The sequence below is a fragment of the Mucilaginibacter sp. genome, assembly GCF_028288105.1.
GTDB lineage: Bacteria > Bacteroidota > Bacteroidia > Sphingobacteriales > Sphingobacteriaceae > Mucilaginibacter.
The window spans coordinates 1-21,024 of record NZ_JAQBOI010000050.1 but is presented as its reverse complement, the minus strand read 5'-3'; the positions used below and the strand labels follow the sequence as shown (position 1 = coordinate 21,024).

The 21,024-nt window shown below is 41.5% G+C and carries 15 protein-coding genes; 13 read left to right on the top strand and 2 right to left on the bottom strand.

Annotated features, from left to right (window positions below; genetic code table 11):
• The first annotated feature begins 47 nt into the window (after positions 1–47).
• Together topA and JWQ85_RS03375 are read left to right on the top strand one after the other, a co-directional pair.
• On the top strand, positions 48–2,447 hold the full coding sequence (gene topA / locus JWQ85_RS03380; RefSeq protein WP_299463942.1) for a type I DNA topoisomerase: 2,400 nt from the start codon (positions 48–50) through the stop codon (positions 2,445–2,447).
• Positions 2,448–2,536: 89 nt separating this feature from the next.
• Positions 2,537–2,941 (top strand): hypothetical protein, encoded by a 405-nt coding sequence (locus tag JWQ85_RS03375; RefSeq protein WP_299463939.1) that lies wholly within the window; start codon positions 2,537–2,539, stop codon positions 2,939–2,941.
• Here the strand turns inward: JWQ85_RS03375 and JWQ85_RS03370 are convergent.
• Positions 2,938–4,431 (bottom strand): gluconokinase, encoded by a 1,494-nt coding sequence (locus tag JWQ85_RS03370; RefSeq protein WP_299463936.1) that lies wholly within the window; start codon positions 4,429–4,431, stop codon positions 2,938–2,940. The genes JWQ85_RS03375 and JWQ85_RS03370 overlap by 4 nt on opposite strands.
• 299 nt (positions 4,432–4,730) lie before the next feature.
• Between JWQ85_RS03370 and JWQ85_RS03365 the strand changes: the two genes are divergently transcribed.
• From JWQ85_RS03365 to JWQ85_RS03320, 10 genes are all read left to right on the top strand, one after another.
• Complete coding sequence (locus JWQ85_RS03365; RefSeq protein ID WP_299463934.1) at positions 4,731–5,120, top strand: response regulator; 390 nt, start codon at positions 4,731–4,733, stop codon at positions 5,118–5,120.
• Positions 5,098–6,192, top strand: a complete 1,095-nt coding sequence (locus tag JWQ85_RS03360; RefSeq protein WP_299463931.1) for a sugar transferase — start codon at positions 5,098–5,100, stop codon at positions 6,190–6,192. The genes JWQ85_RS03365 and JWQ85_RS03360 overlap by 23 nt, the downstream gene beginning before the upstream one ends.
• A gap of 15 nt (positions 6,193–6,207) precedes the next feature.
• Positions 6,208–6,876: a TolC family protein gene (locus tag JWQ85_RS03355; RefSeq protein ID WP_299463928.1), complete on the top strand. Its 669-nt coding sequence runs from the start codon at positions 6,208–6,210 to the stop codon at positions 6,874–6,876.
• Positions 6,877–6,879: 3 nt separating this feature from the next.
• Entirely contained in the window at positions 6,880–9,030 is a 2,151-nt protein-coding gene (locus JWQ85_RS03350; RefSeq protein ID WP_299463927.1) for an exopolysaccharide transport family protein, read from the top strand.
• A 47-nt stretch (positions 9,031–9,077) separates the two neighbouring features.
• A complete protein-coding gene (locus JWQ85_RS03345; protein ID WP_299463924.1) occupies positions 9,078–9,215 on the top strand; it encodes a hypothetical protein in 138 nt (45 codons plus the stop codon).
• Between the two features lie 95 nt (positions 9,216–9,310).
• On the top strand, positions 9,311–10,732 hold the full coding sequence (locus JWQ85_RS03340) for an O-antigen ligase (RefSeq protein ID WP_299463922.1): 1,422 nt from the start codon (positions 9,311–9,313) through the stop codon (positions 10,730–10,732).
• A 13-nt stretch (positions 10,733–10,745) separates the two neighbouring features.
• Positions 10,746–11,360, top strand: coding sequence for a DapH/DapD/GlmU-related protein (locus JWQ85_RS03335; protein WP_299463919.1), 615 nt, complete (start codon positions 10,746–10,748; stop codon positions 11,358–11,360).
• 15 nt (positions 11,361–11,375) lie between these two features.
• On the top strand, positions 11,376–12,719 hold the full coding sequence (locus JWQ85_RS03330; RefSeq protein ID WP_299463916.1) for a lipopolysaccharide biosynthesis protein: 1,344 nt from the start codon (positions 11,376–11,378) through the stop codon (positions 12,717–12,719).
• A gap of 24 nt (positions 12,720–12,743) precedes the next feature.
• On the top strand, positions 12,744–13,931 hold the full coding sequence (locus JWQ85_RS03325; protein WP_299463913.1) for a glycosyltransferase family 2 protein: 1,188 nt from the start codon (positions 12,744–12,746) through the stop codon (positions 13,929–13,931).
• Positions 13,932–14,042: 111 nt separating this feature from the next.
• The gene (locus tag JWQ85_RS03320) at positions 14,043–16,673 is read left to right on the top strand and encodes an amino acid adenylation domain-containing protein (protein WP_299463910.1); all 2,631 of its coding nucleotides are present in this window, start codon (positions 14,043–14,045) and stop codon (positions 16,671–16,673) included.
• A gap of 242 nt (positions 16,674–16,915) precedes the next feature.
• On the opposite strand, the gene JWQ85_RS03315 is transcribed toward JWQ85_RS03320, so the two are convergent.
• Positions 16,916–17,296, bottom strand: coding sequence for a VOC family protein (locus JWQ85_RS03315; RefSeq protein ID WP_299463907.1), 381 nt, complete (start codon positions 17,294–17,296; stop codon positions 16,916–16,918).
• Positions 17,297–17,420: 124 nt separating this feature from the next.
• On the opposite strand from JWQ85_RS03315, the gene JWQ85_RS03310 reads away from it, so the two are divergent.
• Positions 17,421–21,024, top strand: a 3,604-nt coding sequence (locus JWQ85_RS03310) for an MG2 domain-containing protein (RefSeq protein ID WP_299463905.1), incomplete at its 3' end; no start/stop codon positions are given.

Here is a 21,024-nt window from a genome sequence, read left to right as displayed (position 1 = left end):
GTTTCTAATGCATTTTATGTTTTCTTTGCAAAAAAACACACGCTTAAATGGCTAAAAATTTACTGATTGTTGAGTCACCGGCGAAAGCCAAAACCATTGAAGGATACCTGGGAAAGGACTTTACCGTAAAATCGAGCTACGGCCACATTCGCGACCTTGTAAAATCTGAAGATGCTATAGATATCAACAATAATTTCTCACAGAGGTACGAAGTGCCAGCCGATAAGAAGCAGATAGTGAGCGAATTAAAAAAATTAGCTAAAGAAGCAGACATTGTATGGCTCGCATCCGATGAGGACCGCGAGGGAGAAGCCATATCATGGCACTTATTTGAAACTTTAGGGCTAAAAGAGCCGGATACCCGCCGTATTGTTTTCCATGAGATAACAAAACCGGCTATAATGCGTGCCATTGAAAATCCGCGTAAAATAGATTACAACCTGGTAAATGCACAACAAGCCCGCCGTGTTTTAGACAGGCTGGTAGGTTTTGAGCTATCTCCTGTTTTATGGAAAAAAGTTAAACCATCACTTTCTGCAGGCCGTGTGCAATCTGTAGCGGTACGTTTAATTGTTGACCGCGAACGCGAGGTAAATAAATTTAAATCGGACGCTGCGTTTAAAGTAGTGGCACTTTTTGGCACAGGCCGTAACGCCTTTAAAGCTGAACTGCCCGAGCGTTTTGCTCAACAGGATGATGCCGAGAAGTTTTTGCAGGATTGCATCAAGGCCATTTTCGAGATAAAATCTTTAGAAACCAAACCTGCCAAACGTTCACCAGCCGCGCCTTTTACTACATCTACCTTACAGCAGGAAGCCAGTCGTAAACTGGGTTACTCGGTGGCGCGTACCATGCAGGTAGCACAAAGGTTGTATGAATCGGGTTATATCACCTATATGCGTACCGATTCGGTAAACTTATCTGATACAGCGTTAGATGCTGCCCAAAAAGAAATTGTATCTGCCTACGGCGATAAATACCATCAGCATAGAAAATATAAAACCAAAAGTGCAGGTGCGCAGGAAGCTCACGAAGCTATCCGCCCTACCTATTTCAATAACCATACTATTGATGGCGAAAGTAACGAGAAACGCCTGTACGAGCTGATCTGGAAACGGGCCATTGCATCGCAAATGAGCGAAGCGCAGTTTGAAAAAACCGTTGCAAAGATCAGTATATCAACACGTAAAGAAGATTTGGTTGCCAATGGTGAGGTAATGAAGTTTGATGGTTTCCTGAAGGTTTACCTGGAAAGCAGCGACGAAGACGAGGATAACCAAACAGCAGATGGCGATAATGCAATACTGCCACCATTAAGCAAAGGTCAGATCTTAGACCTGCAGGAATTATCGGCTACCGAAAGATTTTCGCGCCCGCCTGCACGTTATACGGAGGCCAGTTTGGTAAAAAAATTAGAAGAATTAGGTATAGGCCGACCATCAACCTACGCCCCTACCATATCTACCATACAAAACCGCGGATACGTGGTTAAGGAAGAACGCGAAGGCCGCCAAAGGAACTTCCGCATGCTAACACTTAAAGGCGGTAACATAACCAAAGAAACCCGCACAGAGAACACCGGGGCCGAGCGTGGTAAACTATTCCCTACCGATATTGGCGCTGTGGTGAACGACTTTTTGGTACTGCATTTTCATGGCATTGTTGATTTTAACTTTACCGCCAGCGTTGAAAAACAATTTGACGAAATAGCCCAGGGGCTGCAGGACTGGACAAAAATGATCCGTACTTTTTACGACCCTTTCCATAAGGATGTACAAAGCACCATTGAAACTGCTGACAAAGCAACCGGCGAACGCGAATTAGGCGTACACCCGGAAAGCGGTAAAAAAATGTCGGTACGTATTGGCCGTTACGGCCCGTTTGTGCAGGTTGGCGAAAACCCGACAGATGAGAGCGAGGAAAAACCATTGTACGCAAGCCTGCGCACAGGCCAAAGTATAGAAACCATAAGCCTGGAAGAAGCGCTTGAACTATTCAAACTACCAAAAGTTGTTGGTGAGTATGAAGGCAAAGTGATGAAAGTGGCTATTGGCAGGTTTGGCCCATATATTAGCCATAACAGCGCGTTTGTTTCTTTACCGAAAGAGATAGATCCTTTAGATGTTACCGAGGAACAAGCTATTGAGCTGATTGAGGCGAAGCGTAAAAAAGATGCAGAGAAGTTGATAAAGGCTTTCCCTGAAGACGAAACCGTAAAAGTTTTAAACGGTCGTTGGGGGCCATATATTGAATTTGGCAAACTAAACGTTAAAATACCAAAGGATATAACAGACCCGCTTACGCTGACGTATGAACAATGTAAAGCGTTAGCTGATGCCATGCCAAAGGATGCCAAGAAAGGGCGCTTTGGTAAAGCGGCACCTGCTGCAAAACCGGCCGCTAAAAAAGCACCGGCAAAGAAAAAAGCAGTAGCGAAGAAAAAGTAAGTTATTAGTTGATTGAGTGAATGGTGAGTGGTTTTAGAATAATTCAACTATTCACCCAATCAACTTAATCAACCACTCACTAATACAAAATGATTAAAGACCTCCCCCCTAATGTGGTTAAAGATATAGCGGTTGCGGTTGCTTTAGAAGGTGAAAACCCCGAAAGCAAAATTTGGTACGTGTACCTCATCAACCTTAAAAATGTACCGCTGGAAAATGTGTTGGTAACCTCAAAAGGTTATGGCGAAAAAAACGGCGAACAGGTTAAAACTTCCGTTCTGCGCCACTCATTTCCCCTTATTGAGGCAAACTCTTATAAACTTATTGAACCTATAGACGAGCAAACTTTTGGATTGAATAATGAGTACTGGCTGAGCTATTACATTGGCAGGGAAATTTTCGATAAAAAGTTTATTTTTTTACCCGAAAGCATCGTTGACGATAATTTTATTAAGCTGCCTGTTGTGAATAAGCCCGGCGTAATGATCCGTTAATTGTTAAGGCTGTGCAATTGATGCATAGATAATTTAAGATCGCTGTAAAGTTTCTTATATATCGGGAATATCTTGCTATATGTTGCGTGCGCCTCAACGTTTGGCTCTATCACCACCCTGCCTGCAGCTTCATTGTTCATTATCTCTTTAATATCAACATCCAACGCTTCCATAGCCAAATAGATAGCGCCTATAGCCGATGCATCATCAGATTGCAGGAGGACTAACTTTTTACCTGTAATATCAGCAAGCAGCTGCACCCAGGTGGGCGATGATATAAACCCACCACTTATTACAATTTCTTCTATAGGTTGGTCGGGGGTTTCCACCGCGTTCAATACGTCGTTCAAGGCAAAGCAAATACCTTCTAAAGCGGCCCTTAAAAAGTGTTGCTGCTGATGCTTATAATTGATATTTACGAATGCCCCCGAGCTTTTGGCATCCCAAACCGGTGCGCGTTCGCCATATAAATAGGGTAAAAATACCAGGCCATCGCTGCCGGGTTTAACGGTATCTATCGCTTTAAATAAGTATTTATAGGTTTCATCGATAACCTGCTCCAACTTTAAAAAATCTTTCAGTAACCAGTTTACGGCGGCACCACCATTGTTCACCGCCCCGCCGCAAATAAATGTATGGGCATTAAGCAGGTAGTTAAAGGTCATAGCATCGTAGTTGTAAACCGGGACTTTGCTTCCTACCCTTACCGCACCACTGGTGCCAATAGTAAGCGCCCCAACACCACTACGTACCGCGTTGCCGCCTAAGTTGGCACAGCAGCCATCGCTGGCACCAATAATAAAAGCCGTTTGGGTATCAATGCCTGGCAAAATATCTGCAGAAGCAACATATCGTTTATGATTGGTATTTACAGGAGTAGAAAGCCTGGAGACATCAACCCCAGCCAAAGCACAGGCTTTATCATACCATTTAAGTTCCAAAATATCAAATAGACCCATTGCCGAAGCAATGGAGTAATCTACCTCAAAAACGCCAAACAGTTTAAACCAAACATATTCTTTTACCGATATAAACTTATGGGCACTATTAAACAATTCCCCGCTATTCTCTCGCAACCAAATTAGCTTGCACAGCGGCGACATGGCATATATGGCGGTACCTGTGTGTTGATAAATATCCTCGCCCTGGGCAGATTGACGGATACTTTGGGCAATATCCCCACTGCGCGAATCAGACCAGAGCATAGCATCGGCAAGGGCGTTACCGTTCTCATTAACAGGAATAATACTATGCATAGCGCTGCTAAAGCTTATAGCTGTAGGAGCTTGGTTAAGGTTGGTATGTATTTTGCTAATGCAGTTTACAAATGCCTGCCATATTATTTCGGGATTTTGCTCGCTATGGCCAGGCTTAGGATTATTGGTTGGATAATAACTTTGAGCGGTAGCTATGGTTTTACCATTAAGATCAACCGCTACTGCTTTTGTGCTGCCTGTGCCTAAATCAATACCAACAAAGTAATTTTGCATAAACATGAAACCTATTTTAACCGGTTGCGTAAACTTAGCAGAAGATATTGGAAAATATAATTCACAATGGCTGTATTTGTTAACATTTATAGTGTAATTTGGAGAAATTAAATTTACTAACGAATAATTAAGTATACTTTTAGATAAAAAATACTTATTCGATAACTTAGCATTGGTAACTGTTATATGAATATATTATGCCGGTTTTGCAAAAAAGTTAAGCCAGAATAATTATTTTTTTAGCGTTTTCTGATTTAAAACTATCATATTTATAACCCGAAACACGAATTAGAGTCGGCATGAAAAAAACTTTACTGATTGTTGATGATGATTTGAGTATTTTAAAGCTACTCAACTTTATTCTATCGAAAGACTACGAAATAGTTGTAAAAAACAACGGTATTGAGGCTTTTAGCTGGTTAGAGGATGGGAACATGCCTAAATTAATTATCTCTGATTTACAAATGCCATATTTTGACGGTCAATCGTTTGTTAAGAATGTAAAGATAAGCGGTTTCTATCGCGACATACCTGTTATACTGCTCTCGGCAGCTTATGACCTGGATGAACAGGTAGCCAATATGCCATTTAAAGTGGAAGCGCATATAGCCAAACCATTTAACCCAACAACCTTAAAAACGGCTATTAATCAAGCATTACAAGTTTATGACGAACAAAGCAGCAACTGATTGGAACGAAAATTCGAACTCCCAAATCAGGATTGCATATGCAGGCTTGGAATTGAAGGACTTGATTGCAAATGACCTGGCAAGTTATTTCCGTATAGATTTCAGCAACACACTTACAGACCTGGAAGATCATTTGGGGAACCAATCTATACTAACCATTCCTGATATTATTTTAGTTGAGGTTGATAAGGATGAGCAATGTTTTAAACTGGTTGACCGTTTAAGGCAAAACTTTTTATTAAATGGATTGATCATTGTAATGCTATCAACCCGTAAGGATAAAAAGCTGGTGCAAAAAGCAATGCAACTAAAACTGCACGACTTTTATACCTATCCTTTCTCTACATCAGACTTGCGCGAAAGGTTAAACTTCCTGGTTAAGTTTAAGTTGATAAGGCCAAAACTGATAGAACTTTCAAAAGAGGTTGATATTACCTATAAAATGCCTTTCGGCAAACGCTTTCTTGACTTGTTTATAGCCGGTGGCATGTTTATTTGCCTTTTACCGATAATGGCTATTGTGGCTATCGCTGTGAAAATAGATTCAAAAGGCCCTGTATTCTATAAAAGCAAACGCGTGGGTACCGGCTACCAGGTATTCGATTTTTACAAATTCAGAAGTATGCGTACTGATGCCGATCAGCAACTGGCCCAAATGGCGGTTGAAAATAATCAATATGCTGCTGAAGAAGAGGGCTCATCTAAAGCAGCCTTTGTTAAGATCAAAAATGATCCAAGGATAACAAAATTGGGGAATTTTTTGCGCAGTTCCAGTTTGGATGAATTACCACAGTTGTTTAATATTATAAGAGGCGACATGTCTGTAGTAGGCAACAGGCCACTACCGGTTTACGAAGCTGAGATGCTTACTTCTAACGAATGGTCTATGCGTTTTTTAGGCCCCGCAGGTTTAACCGGCTTATGGCAGATAAGCAAACGGGGTAAAGAAGACATGTCTGAAAGGGAACGTAAAAAACTTGATAATTTTTACGCGCAAAAATATTCGCTATGGCTTGACCTGAAAATTATTTGGGGTACGGTTCCTGCTTTGTTCCAAAAAGAGAAAGTATAATAAATGCACAGCAAATTGAAAAAACTTACCTTATTAATATTCTTTATTATAAGTACCACTGCCCTGCATGCGCAGGAGTCTTTTATTACCGAGGTTTCTTATCCATATCTTGATAAATTAATAGCTACAGCAAAAAAGAATTATCCTGAAGTAAAAATACGGCAAGCCCAGATAAATGCCGCCAAAGCTACGCTTACACAATCAAAGGTAATGTGGCTTGATGCGTTCACGGCATCGTATATATACAGCCCCAGAAATTCGCTTAATTTAACTAACCCTACCTTCTTTAACGGTTACCAGGTAAGCATCTCTGTTAATCTGGGTACTTTACTTTCAAAACCTTTTACAACACGTACTGCAAAAGAGGCGGTTAATGTGGCGCAATACCAGCAACAACAATATAACTTAACCGTTGAGGCTACCGTAAAACGACTTTACTTTACCTATCTTGAAGCACAGGCAGACCTGCGCAACCGTGCAAGGGCTGTTGTAGATGGCGAAATTGCGGTTAAGCAATTAAAGTACACCTTCCAGAAAGGCGAATCTACTTTTCACGATTATAACGAAGCTTTAACAAGTTTATACAATCAAAATTCATTCAAAGTACAAAGCGAACTGGCTATGTTAACGGCAAAAGCCAATCTTGAAGAAATTTTGGGTACTAAATTAGAAGAAGTTAAATAGCACATGGAGTTAGGGAATTTTTTTAAACTTTTATGGAAACATAAAAACCTGCTGATCATTATTCCGCTGGTTACCATTATTGTTTCCTTTTTTTTGGTAAAAAATCTTGCAGATAAATATATATCAAGCGCGCAAATAGCAACAGGTATTATTGACGAATCGCGCCATTTACTGGATGCAGACCCTTCAGGCGCCGCCAAAGAGCAATCAATTGCCCACGAGTTTAGTAACCTGATAGAAATAATGAAGCTTAAAACCCTCATTAATCAGGTATCCTACCAGTTGATCTTGCATGATCTTCAACAACCCGTTCCATATAAACCGTACAGCAAGTTATTTTTAAGTATGAACAATGCAGCCCGCAGGCATGCTATTGAATTATTTACAGATAAATTTAATAAACGGGAATCCCTATCCTATTACAACAAAGACGAAAATGGTTTAAATGAGCTGTTGCGCTCAATGAGATATGACGAGCGATCGCTCAGAAAAGACCTGTACATTAACCGTGATGAGGATAGCGACTTTATTTCTGTTAGCTATGAATCTGACAATGCCCAGCTATCAGCCTTTGTAGTAAATGTGCTGTGTAAGCAATTTATTGATTACTACACACATACCGTAAGGCAAAACGAAACTGACGCGGTAAATTACCTGTCAAACCTTTTGGATGAAAAACGTAACGCGTTAAATACAAAAACCAACCAGCTGCAACAATACAAAATAAAGAATGGGATCTTAAATCTGGAAGAGCAATCGAAATCGATATTTGACCAGATAATGGTTTATAATGACCGTAAGCAGCAAGCCCAAAGAGATGTATCATCATATGATGGCGCTATCAAAAAAATTGATGATAAATTTGATCCAAAAGAGCGCAAATACATTGAGGCGAGCGTGAGTAAATACAATCAGGATGTTATTAACTCGCAAGATCAGCTTCATATACTTACCGATAAATATGTAAGAAGCGGTTTTAACCCCAAATTAAGACCCTCAATAGATTCATTATCTAATAAGCTTGCATCGCAAATAAACGAAACTTCAGATAAATACATTACTAACCCTTTAACCGGGAAGGATGATCTGGTAAAACAAAAGCTTACACTTGAAGTAACACGAGATCTGGCTAAATACAGTATCCGCGCTATAAGCAATTCATTAAATGAATTGAATACCAAATTTAATCGGCTGGTTCCATTTGATGCTACCGTTAAAACCTACAACTTTGATATTGATATTGCCAGTAAAGAATATTTGGATGTATTGAATAAATACAACCAAACCAATCTGCAGTCAACATTTTCTATAAAGTTACGCCAGGTTGAAAACGCTACGCCCGATGCTGCCGAGCCATCTAAGAAAATGCTGCTTATTATTTTGGGGGGCATTATCAGCTTTTCATTCTGTGTAATTGTATTGTTTGGTATATTCTTTTTTGATGATACTATAAAAGAGCCGGGCGATCTTGTGAAACGCACACAACTGCCCCTTATTGGCCATTTAAATACCGTAATTGGTTCGCTTGATCTTAAAAAACTTTGGGATGTTGAGCACCGCGATAAAATGAAGCTGTTTAAAGAGCTTATTCGTTCTATCCGTTTTGAGGTTGACCAGGAACTACGTGGTGAAAAGGTTTTAGGTATAACCAGTTTAGCCGATCATGAAGGCAAAACGGTTTTGGCCATTAGCCTGGCCTACTCCTACTCTATGATCAATAAAAAGGTATTGTTGATTGATGGCAACTTTAACAACCCAACCATAAGTAATACAGTACAGCCTAAAATATTCATTGAAGATTATTTTAAGAATAACCCTGACAATTACGAAGCGTTTAGCGCCTCAACAAACGTAATGGGTAACCACGGTGGTGATGTTACCTTGCTGGAGGTGAGCGATGAAAACTTCATCCGCAGCAGGTTTAACGAGTTAAAGATGAAGTACGATATTATCATTATTGAAACGCCGCCACTTTCGTCGCTCAATAAATCAAAAGAATGGTTATTGTTTGCTAATAAAACCATTGCTGTTTTCGAAGCCAACAAGGATATTCCAAAATGGCAAAAAGACGACATCAATTATTTAAGAAATCTTGAAGGAAAGTTTGCCGGTTGGGTATTAAATAAAACTGATCCTAAAAAAGATAGGTTCTGATAAACTTCGGCAATATTTGCCTGCTATAAATCTTTAACCTTTTAAAAATGAGGATAAAACCAGCAGAGAACGAGGGCGATGCTTTTAAAGACCTTACCCCACTTGAGCAAAAAACACGCAAAGCTTCAATTGTATTAGCATTTGTGGGTGTATTTGTTTGGGCAGTTAAAATTTTATTCTTCTAACCAAGCATTATATGCTTAATAACCAGGCACAAAATAACCGCTTTATCATTAATTTCCTTCGAAAGTTATTTTCGGGTGAAATTTCTACGTTTAAAATGATCCTACTGATATTGCCTGTAGCACTTTTTATAGCGGTTGTCGTAGCTATGGGTGGTGTTCTTGCAGCGGGGGGCCTGCTTGTGCTATTTGTTGGTATCCCGGTGGTATTAGGCATAGTAGCTTATCCGATATTCGGGATAGCCGTATTAATGGTTGTTTCGTTCTTCCTTAACTATGTTTCAGAATTTGTGCCGCCCGATACCCCAACCGGTATTATTCTTGACGCCATTACCTACCTGCTTATATTCGGCTTTTTACTAAAGTTTAAATACAATAAGGACTGGACCTACTTTCAAAACCCTATCAGCTATTTAATACTGGCCTGGCTGGCCTATAACTTTTTGGAAGTAATAAACCCGGCATCGCCATCAATATTGGCATGGGTATATACCGTGCGTACAGTGGGCTTTATTATGCTCATGTATTTCATATTTGTTTACCAGATACGATCGGTAGCAAATATTAAGTTTTTACTAAAATTGTGGCTTGTACTTGCCTTCTTAGCAGCTATATCAGGTTTTCAGCAGGAAAAATTTGGCCTTTTCCCATTTGAAAAGGCCTGGTATTATTCAGATCCGTTACGTTTAAGTTTTTTATATATAAACGGGCATTTGCGTAAGGTGGCTATATTTCCGGATCCGGTTACCTTTTCATATAACATGGTTGTAGCTGCTGTGTTATGCCTGTGTATCATATTTACAAAAATTAAAACCTATAAAAAAGTAATACTTGGGTGTATGATACCCTTCTTTTTCCTGGTGATGTTATACTCGGGTACCAGGGGGGCATTTGTATTACCGCCGGCTGCATTAGCTATGCTGGCCGTTATGAATTTTAATAAGCGGATTTTAATATTTGTTGTTGGTGCCGGTATAATTTTAGTCGGTTTAATATTTATGCCTACTTCAAATCAATTTATAAAGCGTTTTCAAACAGCATTCAGGCCATCAGATGATGCATCCTTTAATGTACGTGCCGAAAACCAAAAACGCATAAAGCCGTATATATTATCGCACCCTATTGGCGGTGGCCTGGGCTCGGTAGGTATATGGGGGCGGCGGTTTGCACCAAACTCTTTCCTGGCTAAATTCCCGCCCGATAGCGGTTACGTAAGGGTGGCTGTTGAAATGGGGTACATAGGTTTATTATTGTTTTGTGTTTTAATGTTTGTAATATTAAAAACGGGCATTAATAATTATTACCTTATAAAAAATCCCGAACTTAAAACCTATTGTTTGGCAATGGTATTAATCATATTTGTATTTAATATTGGTAATTATCCGCAGCAGGCATTAGTGCAATATCCGTCAAATATTTTGTTCTATCTTGCATGTGCACTGTTAAACGTAACCTTGAGATTAGATAGACAGGAAAGAAAAGCAGAAACTGATAAAAAGCTTGCCGAATTAGCCGCCTGATAAAAAAATATAAATGTCATTACTAACTATAGTAAAATCAAATCCGCGTTTAAAAAAGTTTGTGCACTGGCTTATTGTACAATCGGGCAGGTCTGCGCCAAGGCTATGGGTAAAATGGTTTGTTAACCCCTTTTTACACAAACGGGGCAAGAGCTCGGTTGTCAGATTTTACTCCAGAATGGATGTTTTTCCCTTTAATAATTTTGAGCTTGGTGCCTATAGCGTAATAGAAGATTTTGTGGCTATTAATAACGGTGTTGGCGATGTTATTATAGGCCACCACACCGGCGTGGGGTTAAGTAATATTATTATAGGCCCTGTAACATTAGGTAACTATGTAACCATGGCGCAGCATGTTGTGCTATCCGGCCTTAATCATGGCTTTGAAGATGTTACCATATCCACCCGTTTACAAAAAGTTGTCACAAAACAAATTACCGTTTGCGATGATGTTTGGATAGGTGCTAACAGCGTAATTACAGCCGGTGTAACCATTGGTAAACACTCTGTTATTGGCGCGGGCAGCGTGGTTACAAAAGATATACCCGAGTATTGTGTTGCCGTTGGCAACCCGGCAAAGGTGATAAAAAAATATAATTTTAAAACCTCCACCTGGGACAGGGTTTAGCCGTATACAGCATATATGCCCTTTTTTAAAAAGATAATAAATAAACATACCATGTCGTTGGCTACCAGTGCGGCAATGCCCCTGATAGGGATGCTGTCGCTATCGTTAATGGCGCATCACCTTTCTAAGGTAGATTTTGGTAATTATATCTTTTTCCTCATCACATTTTTATTAGCCGATACCTTTCGTACAGGTTTTATGCAAACCTCACTGATTAAATATTATGCGGGCGCAAACAGAGGTAAAGCGATGAACATGGCCGGCTCTGCATGGTATGTCGGTTTTATTTTAACAGCGATAATTGTATTGGCAGACTTACTGCTTTATTTATTTTATAAAGACCCCAGCCCCGATGTTGAAGCTACGATTAAATGGTTCGGTATAATTTACCTGTGTACACTGCCATCAGCTATAGCATCATGGATCTTACAAGCCGAAGAACGTTTTGATAAACTATTGCTACTGCAAATAATAAACCAGGGTGGCTTTTTATTAATGCTGGTGTTACTGATATTTTTTAACCGCATAAATTTTGATACGGTTATCTATAGCTATTTCGCTATTAACATTGTTATCAGCCTTATTGCCGTTTTTATGGGATGGGCCAAAATACATACGGTTAAGTATAAAAGTCGCCAGGGAATAAATGAGCTTATACACTTTGGTAAATACAGCGTAGGCACTTCAATAGGCGCTTCCCTGCTTCGCAGCTCAGATACCTTTATTATTAAACTAATGTTCCGGCCCGAAATGGTGGCCGTTTATTATATGCCACAGCGCTTGCTGGAAATATTTGAGATACCTATCCGCGCGGGAGTATCCACCGCCCTGCCAGAACTATCTGCCGCTGTTCACCGTAAAAATGATGAGGAAGTGGTAGCTATTATGAAACGATATGCCGGCATGCTTACCGTTATGCTTTTACCGGTAGCTATAGTGGCTTTTATTATTGGTGGTTTTATTTTCGATCTGCTATTTGGCCATAAATATGAGGGGACAGAATCAGTTAACATCTTCCGTTTTTTTATGTGTTATGTTATGCTGATGCCTATTGACAGATTTTTTGGCATCACGCTGGATATTATTGGCAAACCTCGTTTAAATATGACAAAGGTGGTTATTATGCTGATAGTGAACGTGGTTGGCGATTTTGTTGGGATACTGATATTTCACAGCCTTTACGCTGTAGCTGTTGCATCCTTGTTTACATTTTTCTCGGGGGTGTTATTTGGATATTGGGCGCTTAAAAAGCATTTAAAGTTTACCATCCGCGATATATTTAGTTTAGGATACAGCCAGTTAAAAGAGGTAATTGCACATTTATTGCAAAAGAATAAAACAGATAAAGTTGAGGTTTAATTTAAGATCTAAAGCAGGATCAATATGAGTTTTATAGTATTTATTCTCTCGATAATTTTCACCCTTGTATTTATTTACCTGGGGGTATATAGCCTATACCTGTTCATATTTTCCGTTTTAGGTAAGCTGATTAAACTGAAGCCCCCTCCTGCTGCAACTGCTTACAGTAAATTTGTGATCTATATCTGTGCCTATAAAGAGGACGAGATCATTCTGAACTCTGCCGCGCAAGCTTTAACCATCGATTATCCTAAAGATAAATTTCATGTTTGTGTTATTGCCGATTCTATGCAGCCGCAAACCATCGAAAAATTAAAAACTATGCCCTTGCAGGTGGTTGAGGTAGTGTTTGAAAGCAGCACCAAATCAAAGGCCTTGCACGCAGCTATAGCCGCCACGCACGAGGATTTTGATGCTGCAGTAGTATTCGATATTGATAACATAGCCGCGCCTGATTATCTGCACCAGATAAACAATTACCTGCACAATAGTAACCGTGTTATACAAGGCCATCGCATAGCAAAAAACACCGAAACACCTGTGGCTATATTAGATGCCATAAGCGAGGAAATAAATAACCACATCTTCCGTAAGGCACAGCAGGTGTTCAAGCTTTCGGCGGCCATAATTGGCTCGGGCATGGCGCTGGAGTTTAAGCTATTTAAAGATACAATGGCACAAATTGATGCCGTTGGTGGCTTTGACAAAGAAATGGGCCTGGTACTTACCCGCCAAAAAATCCATGTGGCTTATGCCGATAAGGCTTATGTATATGACGAAAAGGTAAGCAACCCCGAAGTATTTAAAAAACAACGCCGCAGATGGTTATCAGCCCAGTTCAACCTGTTAAAAACTTACGGCTTAACCGGCTTTACAGAACTGTTTAAACATGGCAACTTTGATTATTTTAACGAGATCTATCAAACGGCCATACTACCACGTATATTAATGCTGGGGCTAATGCCGCTAATGCTGTTGATATCATTGCTAACACCGGGCATTGGCCCAGGCTGGCAATTATGGCTGGCTGCAACTGCTTGCTGCTATATTGGTATATTAGTTGCTGTACCCGCCGGGTTCTTTAACAGTAAGTTGCTGGGCGCCATGCTTAAAATACCACTAATATTTTTCGCGATGCTTGCCCTGCTGTTCAAATTAAAGGGGGCTAACAAAAAATTTATTCATACACCACATAACCCGGGCACTAACTAATTACGTAAGTACAACGGGTTATTGGATAACATTATAAAGCGGGAATTTGCTACCCGTAATAGCAATTAAAACAACAAGATATTAAATTTATAGGGCCGGGGATAATTAAGTATGGAAGCAGTATTAAACAATACAACAGTAGATTATCCAAAAGAAAAGCCGCTTCACGATTTAATTACCGCGAGTGCTAATAAGTACCCCGATAAAATTGCGTTAAGGTTTCACCATACCGCGTTTACTTATACCGAATTAAATAATACAGTAAATCGTTTAGCCAAAGAACTCCTAAAAAAAGGCGTAAAAACCGGCGATATCATTGGCCTCGCGCTCGACAGATCGCCCGAGATGATCATCTCCCTGCTGGCTATCCTTAAAACCGGTGCCGCCTACGTCCCGCTCGACCCTGAATATCCGAAAGACCGCATCGAGTTTATGCTGGATGATTCGGCCGCTACTATACTCATTACATCAACAAAATATAAAGGCCACTTTGCTTCAAACACTACCGAGGTTTTAATTGAAGAAGCACTTACTGCATCTAAAGATTATTCAAACGATGAACCGGATGTTAAAGTAACCGGGCAAAACCTTGCCTACGTGCTTTATACATCGGGCTCTACCGGTAAGCCAAAGGGGGTGCAAATAGCACATCATAGTTTGGTTAACCTGATGTATAGTTTTCAGAAAACACCGGGCATTACATCAAAAGATATAACGCTGGCTGTTGCAACCATTTCTTTTGATATTGCCGGGATAGATATTTACCTGCCCTTATGCAGTGGCGCTCAAATTATCCTGGCCGATTCCATTACCGCAAAAGATGGCCGCGCTTTGCTGGATATTGTACGTAACGAAGGGGTAACCATTTTACAGGCCACCCCATATACCTGGCGCATGATGCTGGAAGTTGGCTGGAAGGAACCTTTGCCGCTGAAAATATTTTGTGGTGGAGAAGCTTTGGCTAAAGACCTTGCCGAAAGGTTAATACCGCTTAGTAAAGAGCTTTGGAATCTTTATGGCCCTACCGAAACCACTATCTATTCCATTATCAAACACGTTACCGATGCCAACGACATCACCATAGGCTGGCCGGTTGATAACACACAGGTTTACATCCTCGACGAAGAAAAGAACAACTTGACCAATGGCGAGATAGGCGAAATATATATTGGCGGCGCAGGTATGGCATGGGGTTATTTGAACCGTCCCGATCTTACCGCCGAACGTTTTATCGATAACCCGTTTACCCCCGGCGAAAAAATTTACCGCACCGGCGATTTGGCTAAACTGAAACCGGATGGCGATATCGTTTACCTTGGCCGTATAGATCATCAGGTAAAAGTGCGTGGTTACCGTATCGAGCTTGGCGAGATAGAACACAACCTGGGTAAACAGGAGGGTATTAAACAAGCCGTTGTTATTGCACGCGAAGACACACCCGGCATCCCCCGGTTAGTGGCTTACATCGTCTTAGAATCGGGCCAGACAGGTATCCCCGATAAAAGCATATTAGATAAATGGGATAAGGAATTACTTGCCGTATTGCCCGAATATATGATGCCTGACGATTATGTGCTGATGGACGTGATCCCATCCACACCAAACGGCAAAATAGACCGTAAAGCCCTACCCAAACCAGACTACAGCCATATTAACCGTTCCGAAGAATATGTTGCCCCACGTACCAGCAACGAAAAGTTGGTTGCCGACATTTGGGAAGAAATGATGGAGCTTAACAAAATAAGCATCTTCGATAATTTCTTCCAGTTGGGTGGCCGCTCTTTGGTTGCTGTTAAAATAATGGCCCGTTTAGAGCAGGAAACAGGTAAACGCCTACCGTTGGCTACCCTCTTTGAATATTCAACCGTCGAAAAACTGGCCGCCCGTTTAGAGATAGATGCCGAAGCTATAACCTGGGAATCGTTAGTGCCTATTAAACCAAAAGGCAGCAAAATGCCCCTATACATTGTGCATGGCGCCGGTTTAAATGTATTACTATTCAACGCCCTTGCCATGAATATGGACGACGAGCAACCTGTTTACGGCTTACAGGCTAAAGGTTTGAACGGTATAGACGAACCGCTGGACGTAATGGAAGAAATTGCCGCCAATTATGTCGACGAGATAATTAACCACGACCCGGTTGGCCCTTATGCGGTTGCAGGCTACTCGCTTGGTGGTTTAATAGCATACGAAATGGCCAAACAAATGCTGGCTATGGGCAAAGATGTAAAAATGCTGGCCATGTTTGATACCTATGCAGATCAAACCCAGATCTACGACCCCTGGTTAAAAAAGAGATTGACCAACAGCTGGTTCTTTGTAAAGCAGCTTGCTTATACCCCTGTGCTATTTGTGCAGGACCCAAAACGGACAATAGAATATAAAAGCCGTGAGATAGGGCGCCGCATACAAAAGATCTTCAAAAGCATATTTCCCGATAAGGTGAAGAAAAAGGAAGGATTTTCGGCTTATACCGATGATATACACGAAAGAAGCCTGGCTGCACAGCGTAATTACCTGCTAACGCCCGTAAACATCGCCATTGAACTGTTCAGGGCCAAAAAAAGAACATTCTACATGGATGATTTTAAATTTTTAGGCTGGAAACCCTACGCGCTAAAAGGTGTTAATGTACATGATATCCCCGGCGAACACAACACCATCTTCGCCCCACCAAACGATAAGCAATTTGCAAAAGTATTGCAGGATTGTTTGGATAAAGCGGCGGAGGAGAAGTAATTCTACCATATCGTTTTACCTTTCTAAAGGAGACGCGAAGCATCGCGGTCTTTGACTGTTTATTTGACAAAAATGGTGACGCTGTTTTGTCAGCCATAAAAATTAAAATACCTGATTATTATATACTTGCAAAGCATCCACGGTGTTCACGGCCGTGAACGTGAACACTTGTTGCTGTAATATTACCATGTCATTAACGTTGGAAATTACAACTGCTTCGAAATAATCTAATCAAAGATCTATTACAATGGCTTCCCAATCTCCCAATGATGCCCGTACGGGTCAATAAAATGCCCCAACCGATAACCATAAGGTTGATCAGCAACCTGATAAACTGTTTTGATCCCTGCTGCTATGGCACGTTCGGCTAAAGCATCCGGATTTTCTACCATCAATCCAATCCGCACACTTATGCCACCCAATACTTCCGGCGCGGAATTACCATGACGGGGCGAAGCATCCGCAACAACAATACGTGCGCCTTCAATAGAAAGTTCAGCTACAGTTGAGCCATCCGGGTCGGTATTGCCCGCTATTACAATAGCGCCAAAGGCTGTTTTGTAAAATTCAATAGCCGCCGCGCCGTTACTCACACTTAAGGTAGGGATAATAAAACTTTGCATAACCAATTGATTTATAATATAAACGTATCAAAAATAAGCCGTATTAATGTGAGCAAATATATTTTTCACTGCATACTAATTTGCCAAAAGTTTTATAAATTCATAGCAATTTACCAACCTGTCTATGAATTACCTTTCCAACCTTTTCCTTTCTCGAAGAGGGCAAATTATTGTATCTGTATCGCTCATACTTATTGCTTTGGTTATATATTTTGCCAGGCAACACCACCGCAACAACCAAAAAGTTGATGCCGCTTTTGGCCGGTATATAGAATCGTACACTACGGGCGTTATTTCCAAACAAAGCGGTATCCGCATAAAACTTGCCGGAGAAGTACAGGTTGCCCATGCCCAAAACGAACAGTTGAAAGATGATATATTCGACTTTTCACCATCCATTAAAGGTAAAGCCTATTGGGTGGATGACAGGACTATTGAGTTTCGCCCGGCAGCTGCATTGGATGTAGATAAAAAATACAGTGCCGATTTTAACTTGGGGAAGATCATTAAAGTTGACAGCGATTTTGAGCACTTCAAGTTCAGTTTCCAAACCATTAAACCCGATTTCAGTATAACCTTCGTAGGTCTGCAAAGCGAAAGCGCCACATCAGGCCAAAATATGAAGCTGACCGGTAATATACAAACCGCAGATGGCGAAGACCAGGCAGGTGTAGAAAAGCTTTTGAACGTTAGCTATGCCACGCCGGTAAAAGTAAGCTGGCAGCATAATCCAATAGCAAAATCGCACCAATTTACCATCACTAAAATAAGCCGTTCAACAACCGCTAAGCCACTAACTGTTAACTGGGATGGCGATAAACTGGATATAGACAAAAAAGGCAGCCAGGAGTTTAGGGTACCAGCTTTGGGCGAGTTTAAAGTATTGGATATTAAAGCCGTGCAGGATAACGACCAGTACGTAGCGGTGCAATTCTCCGACCCTATTATGGTAGGCCAGGAGCTGAACGGGTTAATAGGTATAACCAATTCAGCTAATCTTGCTTACACTATTGATGGGAGTATAGTAAAGGTTTATGCACCCGAACGCCTGCAAGGCAATTTCAGCGTTTTTGTTAACGAGGGCGTAGAAGACATCTACCACAGAAAGATCAAAAAAGCATATGCCGCCAATGTGTTTTTTGAGAACCGCGAACCTGCGGTGACTATCCCCGGCAAGGGGGTGATACTGCCAGACTCCGGCAAACTGATGATGCCTTTTGAGGCGGTAAATTTGAGCTCTGTTGATGTGAGCATTATCAAGATCTACGAGAATAACGTGCCCCAGTATTTCCAGAACAACGGTTTTGATGGCGGTTACGAATTGAGGCACGTAGGCAAGCCAATTGTGCAGAAAACGATCCGTTTAGATACGGATAAGGGCCTAAATTTGGCGAAAAAGAACCGTTTTATGCTGGATGTTGACCAGCTAATGCGGGCAGAGCCGGGCGCTATTTATCGTGTCATTATCGGTTTTAGAAAAGAGTACTCGTTGTACAATTGCAGCGCGGGTAAACTCATTGCTAAAAATAACGAGGATAACGAATATGAGGAAAATGAGTACAGTGGCGACAATATCAGCAAGGTAAACGACGAGGATGATGAATTTTGGCAGCGGTATGACAACTATTACCCCGAAAACTACAACTGGCAGGACCGGAATGACCCATGTACCGAATCGTACTTCAGCAAACAACGCTGGGCCACACGCAATATCATCGCATCAAACATAGGGCTTATAGCCAAACGCGGCAACGATAACAACATGACGGTTGCTGTAACCAACATATTAAGCGCTGCCCCGATGAGTGGCGTTGAACTGGAACTACTTGATTATCAAAAGCAAGTCATCTTCAAAACCACGTCTGACGGGGATGGCATGGCTACTTTCAACATGAAACGTAAACCATACCTGTTGGTAGCTAAAAAAGGCAACGAACGCGGTTATTTGAAACTGGACGATGGTAGTTCCCTCCCACTGTCCCGCTTTAATGTGGGCGGCGAGCAGGTTCAAAACGGCTTAAAAGGTTTCATTTATGGGGAGCGTGGTGTATGGCGCCCCGGCGATTCCATATTTGTGACGTTTATTCTGGAAGATAAGTTAAAAACCTTACCGATAGACCACCCGGTGGCGTTTGAATTAACCAATCCGAACGGCCAATTGTATCGCCGCTTAACCCAAACAAGCTCTGTCGACGGCTTTTACAGCTTCCATATCGCAACAGAAACTTCTTCCCCTACCGGTAACTGGAATGCCAAGGTAAAAGTTGGTGGCGCTGTGTTCGAGAAGAAGATAAAGGTGGAAACCATTATGCCAAACCGCTTGAAGCTGAAACTTGATTTTGGCGGAGCTACTGAACTTACAAAAGGCAGCGGTGCAAACGGCACGCTAAACGCGCAATGGCTGTTTGGTGGGATAGCACAAAACTTAAAAGCCAAGGTGGATGCCTTCCTGTCATCACAAAAAACAAGCTTTAAGGGCTATGAGGATTATAATTTTGACGATCCTACCCTCGCCTTTAACACACAAACCCAAACCGTTTTCGATGGCAAGTTAAATGAAAATGGTGCAGCTGCGATCAATACAGATATCAATGTAGAAAAACAAGCCCCGGGACAGCTACGCGCTAACTTCGTGGTAAAAGTATTTGAGCCGGGAGGCAACTTTAGTTTACAGCAGGCAAGTATGCCGTATAATGTTTATAATGGCTACGTGGGTATTAAAACACCAAAAGGCAGCGACCTGAGCGGCATGCTGGTTACCGATAAAACCCATGTAATTGAAATAGCCGATGTGGATACAAAAGGCAATGCTATGGCTGGCAGCCGCAGCGTTGAGCTGGAACTTTACAAGATCCAATGGCGTTGGTGGTGGGACGAGACAGGTAACGAGCTAAGCAACTTTACGCAAGACCGTTACAACAAACTTATCAAAACTGAAACCGTACAACTGGTTAACGGCAAAGGCAAATGGAACCTGAAAATTAACCAGGCAGATTGGGGCCGTTATCTTATCCGTGTTAAAGACCCTGAAACGGGCCATTCAACCGGTAAGATCATTTATGCCGATTGGCCAAACTGGTCGGAACGATTGCAGCAAACCGACCCTACCGAGGCAGCAATGCTATCTTTCACCGCCGATAAAACCAATTACAAAGTTGGTGAGGAAGCTACCCTAACCATCCCTACAGGTGGCGATGGCCGGGCATTGATCAGCTTTGAAAATGGTAGCAAGGTTTTAAAAACGACCTGGATTGATACTAAAAAAGGCCAAACCCGCTACAGTTTTAAGATAGACGAAACCATGGCGCCAAACGTTTTTGTGAACGTTACGCTGCTGCAGCGCCATGCGCAAACCGTTAACGATTTACCTATACGCATGTATGGCGCCATCCCGCTAACAGTAGATAATCCCGAAACCATCCTGAAACCAATCATCAGTATGCCGGATAAGATCCGGCCCGAAACACAATCGGCCATTACGGTATCCGAGGCATCGGGCAAAGAAATGACCTATACTATCGCCATTGTTGATGAGGGTTTACTGGACATTACCAACTTTAAAACACCCGATCCGCATGAGGCATTTTACGCCCGCGAAGCCCTTGGCGTTAAAACCTGGGACCTGTTCGATTATGTTATCGGCGCGTTCGGCGGCGGGCTGGAACGCATCTTAAGTATTGGTGGTGATGGCACAAACGGCACAAACAAAAATGTAACGGTTAACCGCT

Excerpts from the sequence above, each read along its gene's own strand:
- JWQ85_RS03315 (WP_299463907.1), bottom strand. The coding sequence starts at position 17,296 with ATGCAAAGTTTTATTATCCCTACCTTAAGTGTGAGTAACGGCGCGGCG.
- JWQ85_RS03345 (WP_299463924.1), top strand. The coding sequence starts at position 9,078 with ATGAGGATAAAACCAGCAGAGAACGAGGGCGATGCTTTTAAAGACCTT.
- JWQ85_RS03340 (WP_299463922.1), top strand. The coding sequence starts at position 9,311 with ATGATCCTACTGATATTGCCTGTAGCACTTTTTATAGCGGTTGTCGTA.
- JWQ85_RS03335 (WP_299463919.1), top strand. The coding sequence starts at position 10,746 with ATGTCATTACTAACTATAGTAAAATCAAATCCGCGTTTAAAAAAGTTT.
- JWQ85_RS03330 (WP_299463916.1), top strand. The coding sequence starts at position 11,376 with ATGCCCTTTTTTAAAAAGATAATAAATAAACATACCATGTCGTTGGCT.
- JWQ85_RS03350 (WP_299463927.1), top strand. The coding sequence starts at position 6,880 with ATGGAGTTAGGGAATTTTTTTAAACTTTTATGGAAACATAAAAACCTG.
- JWQ85_RS03325 (WP_299463913.1), top strand. The coding sequence starts at position 12,744 with ATGAGTTTTATAGTATTTATTCTCTCGATAATTTTCACCCTTGTATTT.
- JWQ85_RS03375 (WP_299463939.1), top strand. The coding sequence starts at position 2,537 with ATGATTAAAGACCTCCCCCCTAATGTGGTTAAAGATATAGCGGTTGCG.
- topA (WP_299463942.1), top strand. The coding sequence starts at position 48 with ATGGCTAAAAATTTACTGATTGTTGAGTCACCGGCGAAAGCCAAAACC.
- JWQ85_RS03360 (WP_299463931.1), top strand. The coding sequence starts at position 5,098 with ATGACGAACAAAGCAGCAACTGATTGGAACGAAAATTCGAACTCCCAA.
- JWQ85_RS03320 (WP_299463910.1), top strand. The coding sequence starts at position 14,043 with ATGGAAGCAGTATTAAACAATACAACAGTAGATTATCCAAAAGAAAAG.
- JWQ85_RS03370 (WP_299463936.1), bottom strand. The coding sequence starts at position 4,431 with ATGCAAAATTACTTTGTTGGTATTGATTTAGGCACAGGCAGCACAAAA.
- JWQ85_RS03365 (WP_299463934.1), top strand. The coding sequence starts at position 4,731 with ATGAAAAAAACTTTACTGATTGTTGATGATGATTTGAGTATTTTAAAG.